Genomic DNA, 15,223 nt, shown 5'->3' with positions numbered 1-15,223 from the left:
CCAGAATCAGATTTAGATTCTGACAGGAATTGCCCTGTTTACTTCGTTCGAAACAGATTCTGAATGGATAAAAAACGATCACATCAGACCAATAACAGTTTTAGCAGGAAGTGACTTTCCTTTTGGAAAGCTGCTTCCTTTTTTTCTTTCCTTATTTTTTTATTTATTATTATTTGCGCTCGTTTTTCTTTTTGATACACCTGTCACTGCTCGATTTTTTAAGAGAAGAAATCCAGCGAAAACGGTCTAAAATAAGAGAAACAGGTCTTTATATGCAGCCATCTGTTCAGTCATCCGTTTTTGAACGTATCAGAGCAGATCCTTGCGAAAGTTTAATTTGTTTTTTTTGATCTCAATCCAGATTGATCATTGAAGGGATCAGAGAATAATTGAAAAGAGTAGATAGAGGTTTTAAACATGAACGAAGCAGCTAAACGAATCAAACAGAATCTTATCGATTTTTCAGAACTCGGAATCTGGATCGCAATGGGGCTGTTGATTGGAGCGATTACGGCTTTTTTTGAGTTCATCTATCAGATGGGACTTGAAACTGTGCTGAAAATTCATAGTGAACTGAATCCATGGATTTTATTCGGTATGCCCTTTGCAGGCTTACTTCTGGTGGTACTGTTTGAAAAATACGGTAAAAAGTCCAGAAAGGGAATGAACCTGGTTTTTGAAATTTCGCAGGGAAAGGAGCGCTGGATTCCCAAACGAACTCTTTCACTGATGATGTTTGCGACATGGATCTCAAATCTGTTTGGCGCTTCGGTTGGCCGGGAAGGGGTGGCCATGCAGATAGGAACGACGATTGCGAGTTTTATTAATCGCCGGTTTCCCTTCTTCTATCATGAAAAGACGATCTTTCTGGTTTCAGGAATGGCTGCTGGTTTTGCGGGACTATTTGGAACTCCATATACGGCTGTGTTCTTTGCCATAGAAGTGTTAGTCGCTGGAACTTTGAAATATCGAGCTTTGCCTTGTACGATCGCCGCTTCATTAATGGCAAGCTGGGTAGGAGGATTATTGGGTCTGAACGCTGAAACCCATATTCTGCCTGCTCCATTAACAATCTCTTCGATTGATCAGGGCTGGAAGTATCTGCTTTTAGGCATTGGGTTTGGAATTGTTGGCGGAAGCTTTGCCTGGATCTCAAAAAAATTTCGAGGATGGATTTTAAAAAAAATTCCAGATGGTAAAAAAAGAGTGTTAATTGTTGGAAGCATTCTGGCTGTACTGCTCTTTGTCCTATGGAATGGCCGCTATTCCAATTTTGGTACGAATCTGATTGATGGCTGTTTTTATAAACCACCGATGACAATCTATCCGTGGGACTGGCTGTTTAAGATGCTGCTGACCATCGGATGTCTTAGCGTTGGGTTTGTCGGCGGAGAAGTCACTCCACTATTTGCGATTGGAAGCAGTCTGGGATTTGTGATTGGGCCTTTATTCGGCATGGATCCGGCGTGGTCGGCTGCTCTTGGCTATGCGGCTGTCTTTGGGGCGGGTACCAATACGTGGCTTGCACCCATTATGGTGGGTATTGAAATTTTTGGCTTTGGCGGCTTTCCAGCCTTCTTTATCGCCTGTTCAGCAGCCTATCTTGTCAATCATTCGCAATCCATTTATGCCTTGCAGCAGCGATATGAAGAAGAAAAGACAGAGGCCTGAGTAAGCTTTAAGCCAGAGCAGCTATCGAAGACAGAAAAGGCCTGAGGTTGAAACCTTCTTTCGAAAATGAAAAGCTCTCGATTGGGATAAACCGAAAATGGCTTCCTGCATTCCTGATTCCATAACAATGAATCATAATGCAGCAGTGATAGGGAATGCTGTTTCGAGATAAAGAGCATAGGAATTCAAAGCGTTTGTTTTTAAAAAGAAGAAGCAGAACTCTCAGAATAAATGTATGAAGTCAGTTCATCAGCCTGTGATACAATTTACAGGCTGTTTAGGATGTAAGCAGACATCTTGATGAGAATTAGGATATCAATCTTAAATGCAGAAAACTGTCAATGATCTGATTTTGAAAACATTAAAACTGATGACTCTCAGCCAATGATTAAAGCTGAAAAGTACAATTCAAAAACAGAACATCAGAAAATAAATGATGAAAACAAAAAGAATAAAACGATAAGAAAATAAGATGTAATTATCGCAAATAGATAACAGCTGATCGGATCTTTGAGATGTGATTGATCAGCTGCAGGAAAGGAAATACCATGCGTTTAGAAAATGAATCCGAACGTATTAGAGAGTTAAGAAAAGAACTCGAAAAGTATGCGATTGAATATTATGTAAATGACCAGCCTTCCATCAGTGATCAGGAGTATGACCGCCTGATGGAAGAATTGCAGAATCTTGAAGAAAAGCATCCAGAACTTTATGATCCGAATTCACCGACGCAAAGAATTATCGGTCAGGTTCAGGAAGGGTTTGAAGAAGCAGTTCATACTTCTCCTATGCTTTCTTTAGGTGATGTATTCAATCGGGAAGAACTAGAAGGCTTCGTCAATCGAGTGAAAAAAGAAGTAGATGATCCGCAATTTGTCTGTGAACTGAAATTCGATGGATTATCTCTGGCATGTATCTATGAAAACGGGGCGCTGATCAGAGCGGTTACCCGTGGAAATGGGCGTGTGGGTGAAAATGTAACACTCAATGCCAGAACGATTGCCTCCATACCACTTTATATTGACGAAACCAGACCGGTTGAAGTACGTGGTGAAGTCTACATGCCAAAAAAGAGTTTCGAAGAACTCAATGAATTAAATGAATCCTTGCATCTGCCGCTTTTTGCAAATCCTAGAAATGCGGCAGCTGGCTCCTTGCGCAATCTTGATACATCTATCGTTCGAAAGCGTAAGCTTGAAGCCACCTTCTATTATTTTCAGAATGCGCAGGAGTTTGGAATAGCAAGTCAGCATCAGGCTCTTGAAGCCATGCGGGCCATGAATTTTCGGGTCTCCAAAGACTATCGTCTGTGCAAAAACATGGATGAAATCTGGGCTTATATCGAAGAGATGACACAGAAAAGAGCTTCTTTTCCTTATGAAATTGATGGCATTGTTATCAAGCTCAATGATTTTATCTCACAGCAGAAAATGGGAATGACCGCTAAGGCTCCCCGTTACTCGATTGCCTATAAATTCCCTGCTGAGGAAGTAGAAACCAGACTGCTTGACATTACTCTAAGTGTAGGCAGAACCGGACGGATTACACCCAATGCGGTTTTGGAACCGGTTCGGGTAGCGGGAACTATGGTTTCAGCCGCGACCCTGCATAATGAAGATCGGATTCTTGATTATGATCTGCGAATTAATGATAAGGTCATTATTCGAAAAGCCGGAGATATCATTCCAGAAGTCGTACGCGCACTTCCTGAAAAAAGAGACGGCAGCCAGGAAAAATACATCTTCCCAACCCATTGTCCAGTGTGCGGAAGTGAGCTTCAGAGGCTTGCTGGTGAATCAGAACATTTTTGTATGAATACAGACTGTCCGGCCAGAACCCTGCAGTCGCTGATTCATTTTGCTTCCAAGGCGGCCATGGATATTGAAGGACTCGGTGCAAAAAAAATTGAACAGCTGCATGAATGGCATCTGCTCAATTCCATTGAAGACATTTATCGTCTGCATGAAAAGGAAGAAGAATTACTCGCTCATAAAGGATACTCCAAAAAAGGGGTTGGCAAGCTGTTTGAGAATATTGAAAAATCCAAAGCCAATCCTTTAAGCAATCTGTTATTTGGTCTGGGTATTGAGCAGATTGGATCCAAAGCGGCTTCGATTCTGGCTGAGCGTTTCCTGAACATCGATGCATTAATGCAGGCAAGTACTGAAGAGCTTTCTTCAATCAAGTTCATTGGAGATGTTGCGGCTCAAAGCGTTCGTTCATTCTTTGATCTTCCAAGCAATCAGCACATGATCGAGACGCTTAAAGCACTCGGATTGAATATGGAGCAGGAAAAAACAGAAGTGATTGACTCTCCATTTACAAATAAAACCGTTGTACTCACCGGAACTCTGGAAAAGATGTCAAGAAGTGAAGCAAAGAAGCTTCTTGAAAGTCTGGGAGCCAGTGTAAGCGGCTCGGTATCCAGGAAAACGGATCTGGTGATTGCCGGAGAAAATGCAGGAAGCAAGCTTGATAAAGCCAACTCACTGGGTATTCCGGTCATGGATGAAGAAACATTTCTGAAAGAGGCGAATCAATGAAGAGAAATTTTATGAATAAAAAAACAATCATTGGCCTGTGTACAGGTATATCCTTCGCTTTTTCTTCACTGTGGCTGGCAGGATGTACAGTCACCAACTCCAATCAGGTTTCAGCTTTTGATCCAGGAGATTATCCGGCTATACTGCCTTATGAATCCAGTGATATGAGAGGAAAGCATGTTGGTCTGATTTCCAATATTGATATTCGCACTCAGCTTGAAAGCGGATTGATGTCTCTTTCAAAAGAATTTTTTCCAGTCAATGAAGTCGGTTATAAAAATCATGTTTTCCTGGACTTTGATGAACTCGACGCGACAGACGGCAGCCGTGGGCTGTTAGGAACTCTTCGTGATGACAATCCGAATGGATTGAATCCTGGAGCAGATGAAGTCTTTGATACGGGAAATGGTCAGGTGAATGGTCCGATCATTCTAGTCGATCTGTATGAAATCGATTTTTATTCCAATGATCAGTTAAAAGGAATTTCGATTGGATTAGCAGTAACGGACAAAATTTCAAAGGATGGTCAGGAGTATGAAATTACACCTGAAGCGATGGAAAATTACCTGAAAGTAACCTCCAGCAAGCTGGTTACTTATCTTCGGCAGCGTTTTAATGAAGTCAATAACCATATTCCCATTCTGGTAGCCGCCTATCAGCTCAATACCGATCCGATCTCTGTAGATAAAGGCGGATACATTTATGAAGCCTATTTCAATGGCAGTCATACTGAATATAAAACAATTGACGAGAAGTACGTTTTAGTGCCGTCTTCTGAGTTTACCGAAATGGATGCAGAAATGGCTTCACAGTTTAACCAGTTTAAAAATGACGTTGCGACTGTTTTAGCTGATTCAACATATACCACTGGAGAAGCCAAGTTTGAAAATGGAACCTGCGCTGCCTTGCGCCTGAATATTCAGACCTATGGCAAGACAAGTGGTGAAATTCTGGCCGTTATTCAATCGGTAAATGAAAAGCTCGCAGTCTTTACATCTCTTGATGTCGAATACCGCGTATGCATTTACAATAACAAGGAAGTGGCTGCTCTGATCTATCGCCCACTCAATACGACAAATACCAATGTCATCACCACATTTTAAATTTCTTCTATAAGAGGTTCTTCTTAGAGAATCAGCTTAAAGCAAGTGATGAATGTTATCGGTAATTTGCTCACATCAATGAGATTAGTCCTGTAAAAGTAAACAGAGAGAATCCTATGGATTCTCGGTTATACAATAAACAGGAAAAGCGGCAGGACAGGCAGCCTGTTTGGAAAGGAAACTTAAAAGTGGAGAAATTTTCATCTGAATATTTTAGAAAATTAGCCAATGATTTGAAATTTGATCTTTCCGATGAAGAGATAGAAGCCTTAAAAAAGGACTTTTTAGCCGTTGAAAAGCAGGTCGAGCTCTTCGATACGATCGATACAGATGGTGTAGAACCAATGATTTATCCGTTTGAAACCCCAACGGTTTTCTTACGTGAAGACGAAATCGTGGATGTACTCGATCAGGATGATGCATTAAGCAATGCAGCAGATGTGCGAATGGGACATGTTCATGTTCCGAAGGTGGTGAAATAATGGATAAGACAACGATTGAGCAGAGTGCAAAAAGACTTTCTGAAGTTCAGCCCAGTCTGAACGCCGTAGTCACTTTTGCAGAGTTACCGGATGAAATCAGCACCCAGGGAAAACTTGCTGGAATTCCTGTTGTCTTAAAGGACAACATCATTACCAATGGATTAAGAACCACCGCAAGTTCTGGAATTCTGGACAATTACATCCCAGTCTATGATTCCATTGTCGCGAAACGCTTAAAAGAGGCTGGAGCAGTGATCATGGCCAAAGCCAGTATGGATGAGCTGGGTATGGGTGGAACCAACCGGAATGCATTTACTGGCCCGGTTCATAACCCCTATGATTTAGATCGTATTTCCGGAGGAAGTTCTGGAGGAAGTGCCGTTCTGGTTGCTTCAAAGGCCGTTCCATTAGCTATTGGAACAGATACGGGTGACTCCATTCGAAAACCTGCAGCTTTTTGTGGAGTTGTTGGTTTCAAGCCAACTTACGGAAGAATTCCACGGTATGGAATCATTCCTTATGCTTCTTCCCTTGATACGGTCGGAACGTTTACCAGGTCTGTAAAAGATGCAGCTCTGGCTTTGGAAGTTCTTGCTGGCCGGGATGATCATGATATGACTTCGTCCTATGAAGAAGTTGGAGAATACTCTGAACTCTTAAATGACGATCTTAAAGGAAAGAAAATTGGAATTTTACGTACTGTCAGCGATGAAATTAAAAATCCGGATATTAAAGCCGCCTTTGATCAGCTGGTTGACGATTTAAAAAATGCTGGTGCGATCGTCAGCGATTTAGAAATGGATCGTAAACTGCTTGAGCTGATTGCTCCTGTCTACAAAACCATTGCCAATGCAGAAGCCACCGCCAATCATTCCAATCTGGATGGAATTCGTTTTGGAGTGCGCAAACCGGGTGAAAGTGTTGAAGATGTTATGACGGCCAGCCGTACTGAAGGCTTTTCAAGCTATGTCCGCGCCCGCTTTGTGATTGGATCCTATTCATTATTTGAAGAAAATCAGGATCGTTTATTCAGAAAGGCTCAGAAAATCCGTCGTCTGATTTCAGAAGCGTATGCCAGACTGTTTGAAGATCAGGATGTCGTTTTAACGATTGCGGCGCCAGATGTCGCACCAAAAATCGAAGAAACCAGTGAGGTTCGTTTTGGAATCGACCGCTTTGAAGAAGAACATATGCAGCTGGCAAACTTTACCGGCTATCCTTCCATCGTCTTGCCATTAGGTCTTAGCGATGGACTGCCGTTTGGCGTGGAACTGACAGCTCGTCCTTTCGAGGAACAGAAACTTCTGGACACAGCTGCTGGAGTTGAAAAAGTTATTGATTTTCAGGGGGAACCGACATTATGAGCAAATATACGCCAACCATTGGAATTGAAATTCATTGCGAATTAAAAACCAATACCAAAATGTTTTCATCGGCTCCTGTCGCTTTTGGCAAAAAAGCCAATACCTGCACTTCAGCTGTTGATCTTGGGCTGCCTGGAACGCTGCCCTGCCTGAATAAGAACGCTGTTCGTCTGGCAATCAAAGCCTGTACCGGGCTTAACTGCACGATTGATCCACTCGTTAAATTTGATCGAAAAAACTACTACTATTCTGACCTGCCCAAGGGATTTCAGATTACTCAGCAATTTCATCCGATTGGAAAAGATGGCTTTGTAGAAATTGAAACCGAAGAAGGAAAGAAGAAGATCCGTATTGAACGAATTCATATGGAAGAAGATACAGCTAAGCAGTTTCATAAGGAATCAGGAACCTACATTGACTTCAACCGGGCTGGAACTCCATTAGTTGAAATCGTCTCAAAACCGGACATGCATACAGCTCAGGAAGCTGCTGCCTATGTTGAGGCGCTTCGCCAGATTCTGTTTTATCTGAATGTTTCAGATGTCAAAATGGAAGAAGGAAGCATGCGCTGTGATGTAAACATTTCGCTTTCAGATGATCCCGAAAAATTAGGAACGAAAACCGAAATCAAAAACCTGAATTCGATTGCCAATGTTCAAAAAGCTGTGGCAGCTGAAATTGAAAGACAAAGCGCACTGCTTGATGAAGGGCAAAAGGTAGAACAGGCAACCCGCCGCTATGATGAGCCCACGAAAACGACTGTTCTGATGCGTAAAAAAGAGGGAAATGTCGATTATAAATATTTCCCCGAACCAAATATTTTCCCCATTGCATTGGATCCAGCCTGGATTGAAGAGATTCAGGCCAATATGGAAGAACTGCCGCAGGCCAGAAAAGAACGCATGATCAGCCAGTATAAGCTGAGTGATTATGATGCTGGCCTACTGGTCAACGATCGTGAAAAAGCAGACTTCTATGAAGAAGCAATGAAGACTGCCAGGGATGCCAAGAAAATGGCCAACTGGGTAATCGGTGATATCTCAGCATGGCTCAATAAAAATTCGGTAGCCTTAGCCCAAAGCAAGCTGACCCCTGAAGCTGCCGCTGAATTAGTCAATGTGATTCATGATGGTGTAATTTCCGGCAAACAGGGAAAGGAAATCTTTGAAGAAGTCATGCAGGGAAAGATGCCGCGTGAAGTCATCAAAGAAAAAGGGATGGAACAGGTCAGTGATGATTCTGCTCTTCTTGAAATGGTCAACAGCGTGCTGGATGCCAATCCACAGTCGATTGAAGACTACAAGAATGGTAAGGACCGCGCAATCGGATTCCTGGTTGGTCAGGTCATGAAAGCTTCAAAAGGAAAGGCCAATCCAAAGAAGACCAATGAAATGATTCGTACTGAGCTGACTAAACGTTAGAAACTACAGCGCTCGAATATGGTATACTTGTTAGGATTAAGCGGAGGATCAAATGCCGATTGAACCAGTAAAAGTAAAGAAAACACGAAAACCAAAGAAGCAGAAAGTCAAACAGGGGCATAAACTCGTCTGGCTGACTCTGATTATCATTCTGATTCCGGTGGCCATCGTGGGCTATGTCCTGATGAGTTCAATGGAATCACAGGGAAAGCCGGTTGAAGGCAGCCGCTTTTCCGAAAATGCTCTTCAGCCTGAAATTCAACAAAAAGATCTGGATGCCATTCAGAGTGAATTGATGAATATCGAAGGGGTTGAAAGCGCAACAATGGATATGAAAAGCGCAACCTTGCGTATTCATCTGAATATGCAGGATGGATATGACGATGACGGACTGACGAACGCAGCTGAAGCCGCATATGGAATCGTCAACAATGTCCTGCCGATCGATACCTATTTTACAAATTCAAATGACTCCAAGAACTATGATCTTGAAATCGATTCCTACAATTTCCTGGTCGATGCAGACCATCCAATTGATGGACAAAGATACATCAAGATTCTGAAAACCGGAGCTTCTGGTAAGGTGATCGATAATATGCGTGTTGCCAGAAATCAGGAGCTGACTGATCAGGTTCGACGGTAGTCGAAATATTCAGCCTCAGGCAAGACACTTTGGGAATATCTCATCATCGAGGTATTCCCTTTTTTGACTTTGAAAAGCAAAATCGATAAGGGACTCAGATTGGTGAAAACTGAGAATCCCAGAATACCAGGAACAATCCATTCAAGATGAAAAACAGATAGCAGGTTACAAGTAAAAGGAAGGAAAACTATTCATGATTACAATTACCAATGAACAGATTGCGATTCTAGAACAGGAACTCGATGAGCCATGGCAGGCCATTGGCGCAAGCATGCAGACATCCAATCCTGCTTTCATATTAAAAGCAATTAATGACGAAATTAAAGCCAACGGCAATGACTGGCAATATGAACTCAATGCCAAAGGAAAACTTCTTCAGCAGATGTATGAAGAAATTTATGCAGCAAACTGCTTGGATGATCGTCCATTGCGTTTAGGATAGGCTTATTGTTATGGAAATTGTCCGTAAAATTGACAGAGCTCAGGCGCAAAAACTTCTTGATGGTTCGCTGTCTTTGAAAGCCAGTAAGGATAATCCCATTTTCTTTTCAAGTCGAAATACTTTTGCCATGGAAAATCGGGACCAGATTCAATCCATGGATAAGCATAAGCAAGAGACAAATGATGAGAATGATTCAGTTTTGCTTGTCATCGATGATTTGAATCCAAATCTTGATCTTTTTTGGCAGTCTCAGGAGTGCAAATGGATTCATGGAAAACTGTCAGTTCCTGTTTTACAGAGTGAACTGACAGCAAAAGATATTCTCAGAATTGAAGAAATCAATGCAAAGCACCGAATGAATATATTAATGAATACTTCCATGTACGACGAGAAATGGTGCTATCCAGCATTAAAAAAGGTTTACAGGCCAACAGATCGAGTTTGTATTCTTGCTTTCAGTTTTTATGATGATACAAAAAACGCGCAAGATTGGGACAGGCAATTTGGAGCAGGCCGCGGAATCTGGTATCGTGCGAACACAGATCCTTTTTTGAAGTTTGGTTTAAAAAAAGATCAGATTGTCTGGGTCAACTTTTTTGAAGATTCGCCTGAAGTGATGAAAAATAAAATCCTGAATTCAAGTATTCTGGTTCTTCCTGGAGGAGCGCCAGATCTGATGATGAAAAGAATCAAGGAAAAGAAACTGACTGCGATATTAAAAAATTATCAACAGACGATAGTCGGATTTTCAGCTGGAGCAATGATTCAGCTGAAAAGATATCACATCACACCAGATGAAGATTATCCAGATTATGGCTGGTATTCTGGCTTAGGGTATCTTGATGATTTTGATATTGAAGTTCATTACCAGGGCAGTTCTCATCAGAAAAGGCATATCGAAAAAGCGATGGATGATTCTGGACTTGAAGTGATCGCTATTTATGAAAAAGGCGGAATGATCTGCGAACCAAAAGGAAAGCGTTCCTATTTTGGACAGATCGATTTCTTTTCTTTACCTGAACAGAAATAGCAGATGACATACTCAGATTTCAGGAGTCAATAATCAATAAGAAGTAAAGAAAGTAGGGGATTGAATGAAAGGAAATTTCACCCGTTTTCGTAATCTGAAGACGGGAAGACAAGAAAAGAACAAGAGCAGGAACAAGACAAAACCCGGCACAATTCTTTGGATGAATGGGCTAAAGGTTGGAACTGCCATTTTCTTTCTGGCTTTATGGATTATTCCCTGGATCAGGCAGCCGATCGTTTCTTCGAGTGAATTTTCACTGGTTGAGCAGGCAGTTTTAGCAGTCAACGATCCGGCTTTTTATCCGGCAATGAATGATCAGATGGTCCGTAAATATTTGAATATCGGTCCGCAGGAAGGGGTGCAGATCGGATTCTACAGACAATCAGATGCCTTTTCGGCCAGAGAAATCGTGATCGCAAAATTTGATACGGAACAGCAGGCTGAAATGATCACAGAGCGAATTGAAACCCGAAAGCAGGCGCAGATTGATATTTATTCAGGATATGCACCAGAACAGCAGGCGATGATGGAAAACGCTCTGCTTGATGTTCAGGGAAATTATCTTCTGTTTTATACGGGGGATGCAGCAGCTCAGAGCGATCAGGCATTTCTTGACGCATTAAGGGGGAATCACTGATGCAGTTTACAGATATCGCCTTCCTCTTTGGCTTTTTGCCAATCAGTTGTCTGCTTTATTGGTTTATTATTCAGCCACGGTATAGAAACCTGTTTCTCTTTCTGGCTTCGATCCTGTTTTATTCCTGGGGTTCGCTTTTATCACTATGTATTCTCTTTGGGGTGCTGTTATGGAACTTTGCAGCATGCAGACAGCTATCGGTATTTAATCAGGCAAAAGCTCTGACGATTGATGAAGATGAACTGAATGAAATTAATAGAAAAAGAAAGCTTGTTCTGATTACAGCGATCGCAGGCAACCTGATCATTTTATTTGTTTACCGCTACCTGCCAGGTCTTTTAGGGTCTTTATCCTGGCTGATCGGAGATGTTGCCTTACCACGCTCTTTTTTGATGCCGCTTGGTCTTTCTTTTTATCTATTTTCATGTATGAGCGCTGTGTTTGATATTTATAAAAACAAGGAAGAATGCGTTTCATTTATGGAATTCGCCTTATTTGCCGGCTTTTTTGGCTGGGTGAATATGGGGCCAATTGCTCATTACTCACAATTAAAAGGACAGATGGAAAACCATCCAGCGACAAGAGCAAAGGTTAAGGATGGAGCCATGCTCTTTTTACAGGGAATCTGCTTTAAAGTATTGCTGGCGGATAATTTAGGACTGCTCTTTAATGGGCTTTTAGCCAATACGACCTGGTTAGGAAATCTTCTTTGCAATATCAGTTATTTCTTAATGATCTACTTCGACTTTGCCGGCTATTCAAGAATGGCAAGAGGACTGGCAGCTTTCTTTGGCTTTGTGATTCCAAAAAACTTCGACCATCCTTATCTGGCCACATCCGTTCAGGACTTCTGGCGCAGATGGCACATCTCATTGACTTCCTGGTTTCGAGAATATGTCTATATCCCTTTAGGCGGAAATCGGGTCGATCAGAAACGCTGGATTCTGAATGTTTTGATTGTCTGGTTCCTGACTGGGGTATGGCATGGCTTTGGACTGACATTTTTAGTCTGGGGATTGCTGCAGGGAGGATTAATCCTTCTTGAAAGACTGGTTTTAAAAGACAAAATGAAATCCTGGAATCCTTCAATCCTTCACCTGTGGGTCATTTTCTGGGAGCTTATTGGCTGGACATTATTTTCATCGACTGACTTTATGCAGGCATTTTTCAGAGTCATCCGTATGAGTGGATTAACTGTCAGTGGCTTTGCGGATGGAGCGAGCCTTTTCTATCTGAAAAACGGACTTGTTTTGATGATGATCTGTGTGATTGTGGTCAGTCGTCTGGATAGTCGGATCGCTCGAACGATTAGAGTCCGTCTATTTGAAGTCCACAATAAAAGGGAATGGTGGAACGTCTTTCGAAATGCAGCCTATATCCTGGCTTTCGCAATCTGTCTGACGTTCATAATTTCTCAATCTGCGCAGACATTTCTGTATGCGGCTTTTTAGGAGGATGACTGATGAAAGACTTACTTAAATTCCTCAGGATTGGTCTGGCAAAAATTTCGGAGAATCTGGCAGGCTTATTAATATTTGTCCTGAGCTGTGGACTGATTCTATCGATCATCTGGCCTGACTTCAGTTTTTCGCAGACAGAAAACCGAACTCTTGCAAAGTTTCCAGCGATGCAGGCAGAAGACTTATGGGATGGAGATTTTGGTGAGGAAGCTGAATCCTATGCCCAGGACCAATTTCCAGGCCGTGATTTGTTTTTCCATCTGAATTACATCTTCAGAAAAGCGGCAGGTCAAAGCAAAATCAATGAAGTTTATCTTGGCCATAGGCAGCTGTTTTCAGCTCCAGATAATCTGAGTTCTGAAATTTTGGATTCAAATATTACCGCCTTCAACAACATGGCAGCGTCTACAGGAATTCAGACATCCGTTTTGATCGCTCCGGATGCAGCCAGCATTCAAAAAGAAAACTTGCCTTATCAGGCTACTTTTATCGATCAGGTCAATGAAATTAACCGGATCTCAGGCAGTATGACTTCTGCTTCACTGATCTCTATTAATGATCAGTTGTTAAGCAATAAAGATCAGCCTTTGTACTATAAGACCGATCACCATTGGACAAGTGATACGGCTGGTATGGCGGCTATGACCTTCTGTGAGCAGGTCCATCCAGATTTTGGAATGAACATGGATCAGTTTGATTCATTTACCATCAGCCGTTCCTTTATTGGAACTCTGGCTTCAGCTTCGGGAAGCTGTTTTCTGAAAGATGAAATCAAAATCCGTCCCTGGAGCAATCAGAAAGAGAATCCCTATGTCGTTAAATGGGCAGATGGCAGTAAATCAACTTCGATTTATCAGGTGGACAAGTTAAACCAAAAAGATCAATATCAGGTTTTTCTTGGGGCGAACCAATCGATTGTGACCATTGATACGATGGCTGACAATGATCGGAATCTGTTGTTAATAAAGGATTCTTATGCCAATTCCATGATTCAGTTTCTTCTTCCGTATTATCGAAGTATCACAATTGTTGATCCCCGCTATTGTATGGATGAACTTTCAAAACTGATCAACCGCAACGGAATCAATGAAATTCTAGCTGTTTATTCGTGTGAGACCTTAATGAGTGATTCTTCATTATCCACAATGGCTGCTGAATTTGAAAGTGAACCGGTTGAAGAAGCACCAGAGGTTCAGAATTCTGAAGAATCAGTGCAGGTTAATGAGTCTGAATCAGCATTCGAAAACGGAATTGATCAGGAACAGGAGAATTCTGATGAATCTACAGAGAATCCAACAGCAAAAGCAGCTGATTTGACGGACGCTCAATCTGAATAACAAGGTAGACTGTACTTATCAAAACTGATGTTTCTGGGCCAAATCATCCACGAAAAATATGAGAAAAGCTTTCTGGATATCTGTAATAGAGGGATGAAATTCGGGGAGGATAAAGCAGAAAAGTATGACATTGAAGACAAAGAATTGTTTCCGCCTTATTACAGAACCTTCAGAAGACTCATTGAAAACAAGGATGACCACCTTCGTTTCATTAAGGATTTTGATGCACCCTATAGTAATAATCTGGCAGGGCAGGCTCTGTCCTTGTTAAAGACAAGAAAGAATGTATCCAAGATGTTCGGCTCAGCCTCAGGGGCACAGGATTTCGTCAATCATCAATCGGTCATCATAACCACTCAGAGCAATCGCAATTACAGTGTTCTATCTGTTCTCAAGCATCTGATAAACCCCCAGAAGGTAGGATGCCTGGACAACCAGAGGCAATTGATTAAAAGCAAAAAAGACATCCAGAGAGCAGAATTATCTTTAGTAATTCTGCCTTTTTGGGTGCCTTTTAGTATCTCGGTGAACAGTCACCACTATGTGGCGATTGCCAACAACGTGGACAGCGACGATCAGAACAGCAATGAGTTTGTCCCGTTCCTCAACATTATGAACGAGTGGTATCTTCGTGATATGAGCCGCAAGCAGAACACAGCGATCCGTGTGAAAGGCGAATCCGGCAAGCCTACTACCAACTGTGCCATTTATGGCTACAAGAAAATGCCGAGAGATAAGTCCAGTTGGTATATCGACGAGGAAGCCGCTGCGGTTGTCCGTTGTATTTTCCAGCTGACCATCGAGCAAAACGGGCCGAACTGACAGAAGACTTGGAAGAACTGAAATCTGAAAAGACGATCCTCCTCAGTTCATTTGATTACAACTTTCCCAGTCGATTAGACTATAAGATTTGCCCATAAACAGGCTTTATCTATAGCCGGGCACCTGCATGGGGTGCCTGGCTTTTAATTTCTTCTGCAGATTGGTCTTGTGTAAAGCCTCTAACCCCTGTTTTTAAGTTCAATTTAGCGGTGTCGGCCCTCGATATATAGGCTTATTTATGGTATAGTAGTTATGTAAATAGACTATA

13 protein-coding genes are annotated in these 15,223 nt (G+C 42.0%); all 13 read left to right on the top strand.

The genetic code is table 11. From position 1 onward, the window contains the following. Nucleotides 1-417: 417 nt before the first annotated feature. The 13 genes from BO222_RS06000 to BO222_RS13955 all read left to right on the top strand — a co-directional run bounded on the left by BO222_RS06000 (nucleotide 418) and on the right by BO222_RS13955 (nucleotide 14,955). Nucleotides 418-1,671 (top strand): chloride channel protein, encoded by a 1,254-nt coding sequence (locus tag BO222_RS06000; RefSeq protein ID WP_075819275.1) that lies wholly within the window; start codon nucleotides 418-420, stop codon nucleotides 1,669-1,671. Nucleotides 1,672-2,219: 548 nt separating this feature from the next. Further along, a complete protein-coding gene (gene ligA, locus BO222_RS05995; RefSeq protein WP_075819273.1) occupies nucleotides 2,220-4,214 on the top strand; it encodes an NAD-dependent DNA ligase LigA in 1,995 nt (664 codons plus the stop codon). Nucleotides 4,215-4,225: 11 nt separating this feature from the next. Beyond that, nucleotides 4,226-5,317: a CamS family sex pheromone protein gene (locus BO222_RS05990; RefSeq protein ID WP_075819306.1), complete on the top strand. Its 1,092-nt coding sequence runs from the start codon at nucleotides 4,226-4,228 to the stop codon at nucleotides 5,315-5,317. Between the two features lie 116 nt (nucleotides 5,318-5,433). Next, nucleotides 5,434-5,799, top strand: a complete 366-nt coding sequence (gene gatC / locus BO222_RS05985; RefSeq protein ID WP_434062822.1) for an Asp-tRNA(Asn)/Glu-tRNA(Gln) amidotransferase subunit GatC — start codon at nucleotides 5,434-5,436, stop codon at nucleotides 5,797-5,799. Beyond that, nucleotides 5,799-7,163 carry an amidase gene (locus tag BO222_RS05980; RefSeq protein WP_075819271.1) on the top strand — a complete coding sequence of 455 codons (1,365 nt, stop codon included), beginning with the start codon at nucleotides 5,799-5,801 and terminating at the stop codon, nucleotides 7,161-7,163. Before gatC ends, BO222_RS05980 begins: the two co-directional genes overlap by 1 nt. Beyond that, a complete protein-coding gene (gene gatB, locus BO222_RS05975; RefSeq protein ID WP_075819269.1) occupies nucleotides 7,160-8,584 on the top strand; it encodes an Asp-tRNA(Asn)/Glu-tRNA(Gln) amidotransferase subunit GatB in 1,425 nt (474 codons plus the stop codon). Before BO222_RS05980 ends, gatB begins: the two co-directional genes overlap by 4 nt. Nucleotides 8,585-8,636: 52 nt before the next feature. Next, on the top strand, nucleotides 8,637-9,227 hold the full coding sequence (locus BO222_RS05970) for a hypothetical protein (RefSeq protein WP_075819267.1): 591 nt from the start codon (nucleotides 8,637-8,639) through the stop codon (nucleotides 9,225-9,227). Between the two features lie 193 nt (nucleotides 9,228-9,420). Further along, on the top strand, nucleotides 9,421-9,669 hold the full coding sequence (locus tag BO222_RS05965; protein WP_075819265.1) for a hypothetical protein: 249 nt from the start codon (nucleotides 9,421-9,423) through the stop codon (nucleotides 9,667-9,669). A gap of 10 nt (nucleotides 9,670-9,679) precedes the next feature. Beyond that, nucleotides 9,680-10,699, top strand: a complete 1,020-nt coding sequence (locus BO222_RS05960; protein ID WP_075819263.1) for a Type 1 glutamine amidotransferase-like domain-containing protein — start codon at nucleotides 9,680-9,682, stop codon at nucleotides 10,697-10,699. Between the two features lie 64 nt (nucleotides 10,700-10,763). Then, nucleotides 10,764-11,336 carry a DUF4358 domain-containing protein gene (locus tag BO222_RS05955; protein ID WP_075819261.1) on the top strand — a complete coding sequence of 191 codons (573 nt, stop codon included), beginning with the start codon at nucleotides 10,764-10,766 and terminating at the stop codon, nucleotides 11,334-11,336. Next, nucleotides 11,336-12,787 carry an MBOAT family O-acyltransferase gene (locus BO222_RS05950; RefSeq protein WP_075819259.1) on the top strand — a complete coding sequence of 484 codons (1,452 nt, stop codon included), beginning with the start codon at nucleotides 11,336-11,338 and terminating at the stop codon, nucleotides 12,785-12,787. The genes BO222_RS05955 and BO222_RS05950 overlap by 1 nt, the downstream gene beginning before the upstream one ends. 11 nt (nucleotides 12,788-12,798) lie before the next feature. Further along, entirely contained in the window at nucleotides 12,799-14,133 is a 1,335-nt protein-coding gene (locus BO222_RS05945) for a DHHW family protein (protein ID WP_075819257.1), read from the top strand. 93 nt (nucleotides 14,134-14,226) lie between these two features. Then, on the top strand, nucleotides 14,227-14,955 hold the full coding sequence (locus tag BO222_RS13955) for a hypothetical protein (protein ID WP_198932004.1): 729 nt from the start codon (nucleotides 14,227-14,229) through the stop codon (nucleotides 14,953-14,955). Nucleotides 14,956-15,223: the final 268 nt, after the last annotated feature.

Source organism: Ileibacterium valens (genome assembly GCF_001945525.1).
Taxonomy (GTDB): Bacteria; Bacillota_I; Bacilli_A; order Erysipelotrichales; family Erysipelotrichaceae; genus Ileibacterium; species Ileibacterium valens.
The sequence above is the reverse complement of the archived record's forward strand: the minus strand, read 5'-3'. Positions and strand labels throughout refer to the sequence as shown.

Bases quoted from the DNA above. Each gene is read 5' to 3' on its own strand.
- BO222_RS06000 (WP_075819275.1), top strand. From the start codon at position 418: ATGAACGAAGCAGCTAAACGAATCAAACAGAATCTTATCGATTTTTCA.
- ligA (WP_075819273.1), top strand. From the start codon at position 2,220: ATGCGTTTAGAAAATGAATCCGAACGTATTAGAGAGTTAAGAAAAGAA.
- BO222_RS05990 (WP_075819306.1), top strand. From the start codon at position 4,226: ATGAATAAAAAAACAATCATTGGCCTGTGTACAGGTATATCCTTCGCT.
- gatC (WP_434062822.1), top strand. From the start codon at position 5,434: ATGGATTCTCGGTTATACAATAAACAGGAAAAGCGGCAGGACAGGCAG.
- BO222_RS05980 (WP_075819271.1), top strand. From the start codon at position 5,799: ATGGATAAGACAACGATTGAGCAGAGTGCAAAAAGACTTTCTGAAGTT.
- gatB (WP_075819269.1), top strand. From the start codon at position 7,160: ATGAGCAAATATACGCCAACCATTGGAATTGAAATTCATTGCGAATTA.
- BO222_RS05970 (WP_075819267.1), top strand. From the start codon at position 8,637: ATGCCGATTGAACCAGTAAAAGTAAAGAAAACACGAAAACCAAAGAAG.
- BO222_RS05965 (WP_075819265.1), top strand. From the start codon at position 9,421: ATGATTACAATTACCAATGAACAGATTGCGATTCTAGAACAGGAACTC.
- BO222_RS05960 (WP_075819263.1), top strand. From the start codon at position 9,680: ATGGAAATTGTCCGTAAAATTGACAGAGCTCAGGCGCAAAAACTTCTT.
- BO222_RS05955 (WP_075819261.1), top strand. From the start codon at position 10,764: ATGAAAGGAAATTTCACCCGTTTTCGTAATCTGAAGACGGGAAGACAA.
- BO222_RS05950 (WP_075819259.1), top strand. From the start codon at position 11,336: ATGCAGTTTACAGATATCGCCTTCCTCTTTGGCTTTTTGCCAATCAGT.
- BO222_RS05945 (WP_075819257.1), top strand. From the start codon at position 12,799: ATGAAAGACTTACTTAAATTCCTCAGGATTGGTCTGGCAAAAATTTCG.
- BO222_RS13955 (WP_198932004.1), top strand. From the start codon at position 14,227: ATGAAATTCGGGGAGGATAAAGCAGAAAAGTATGACATTGAAGACAAA.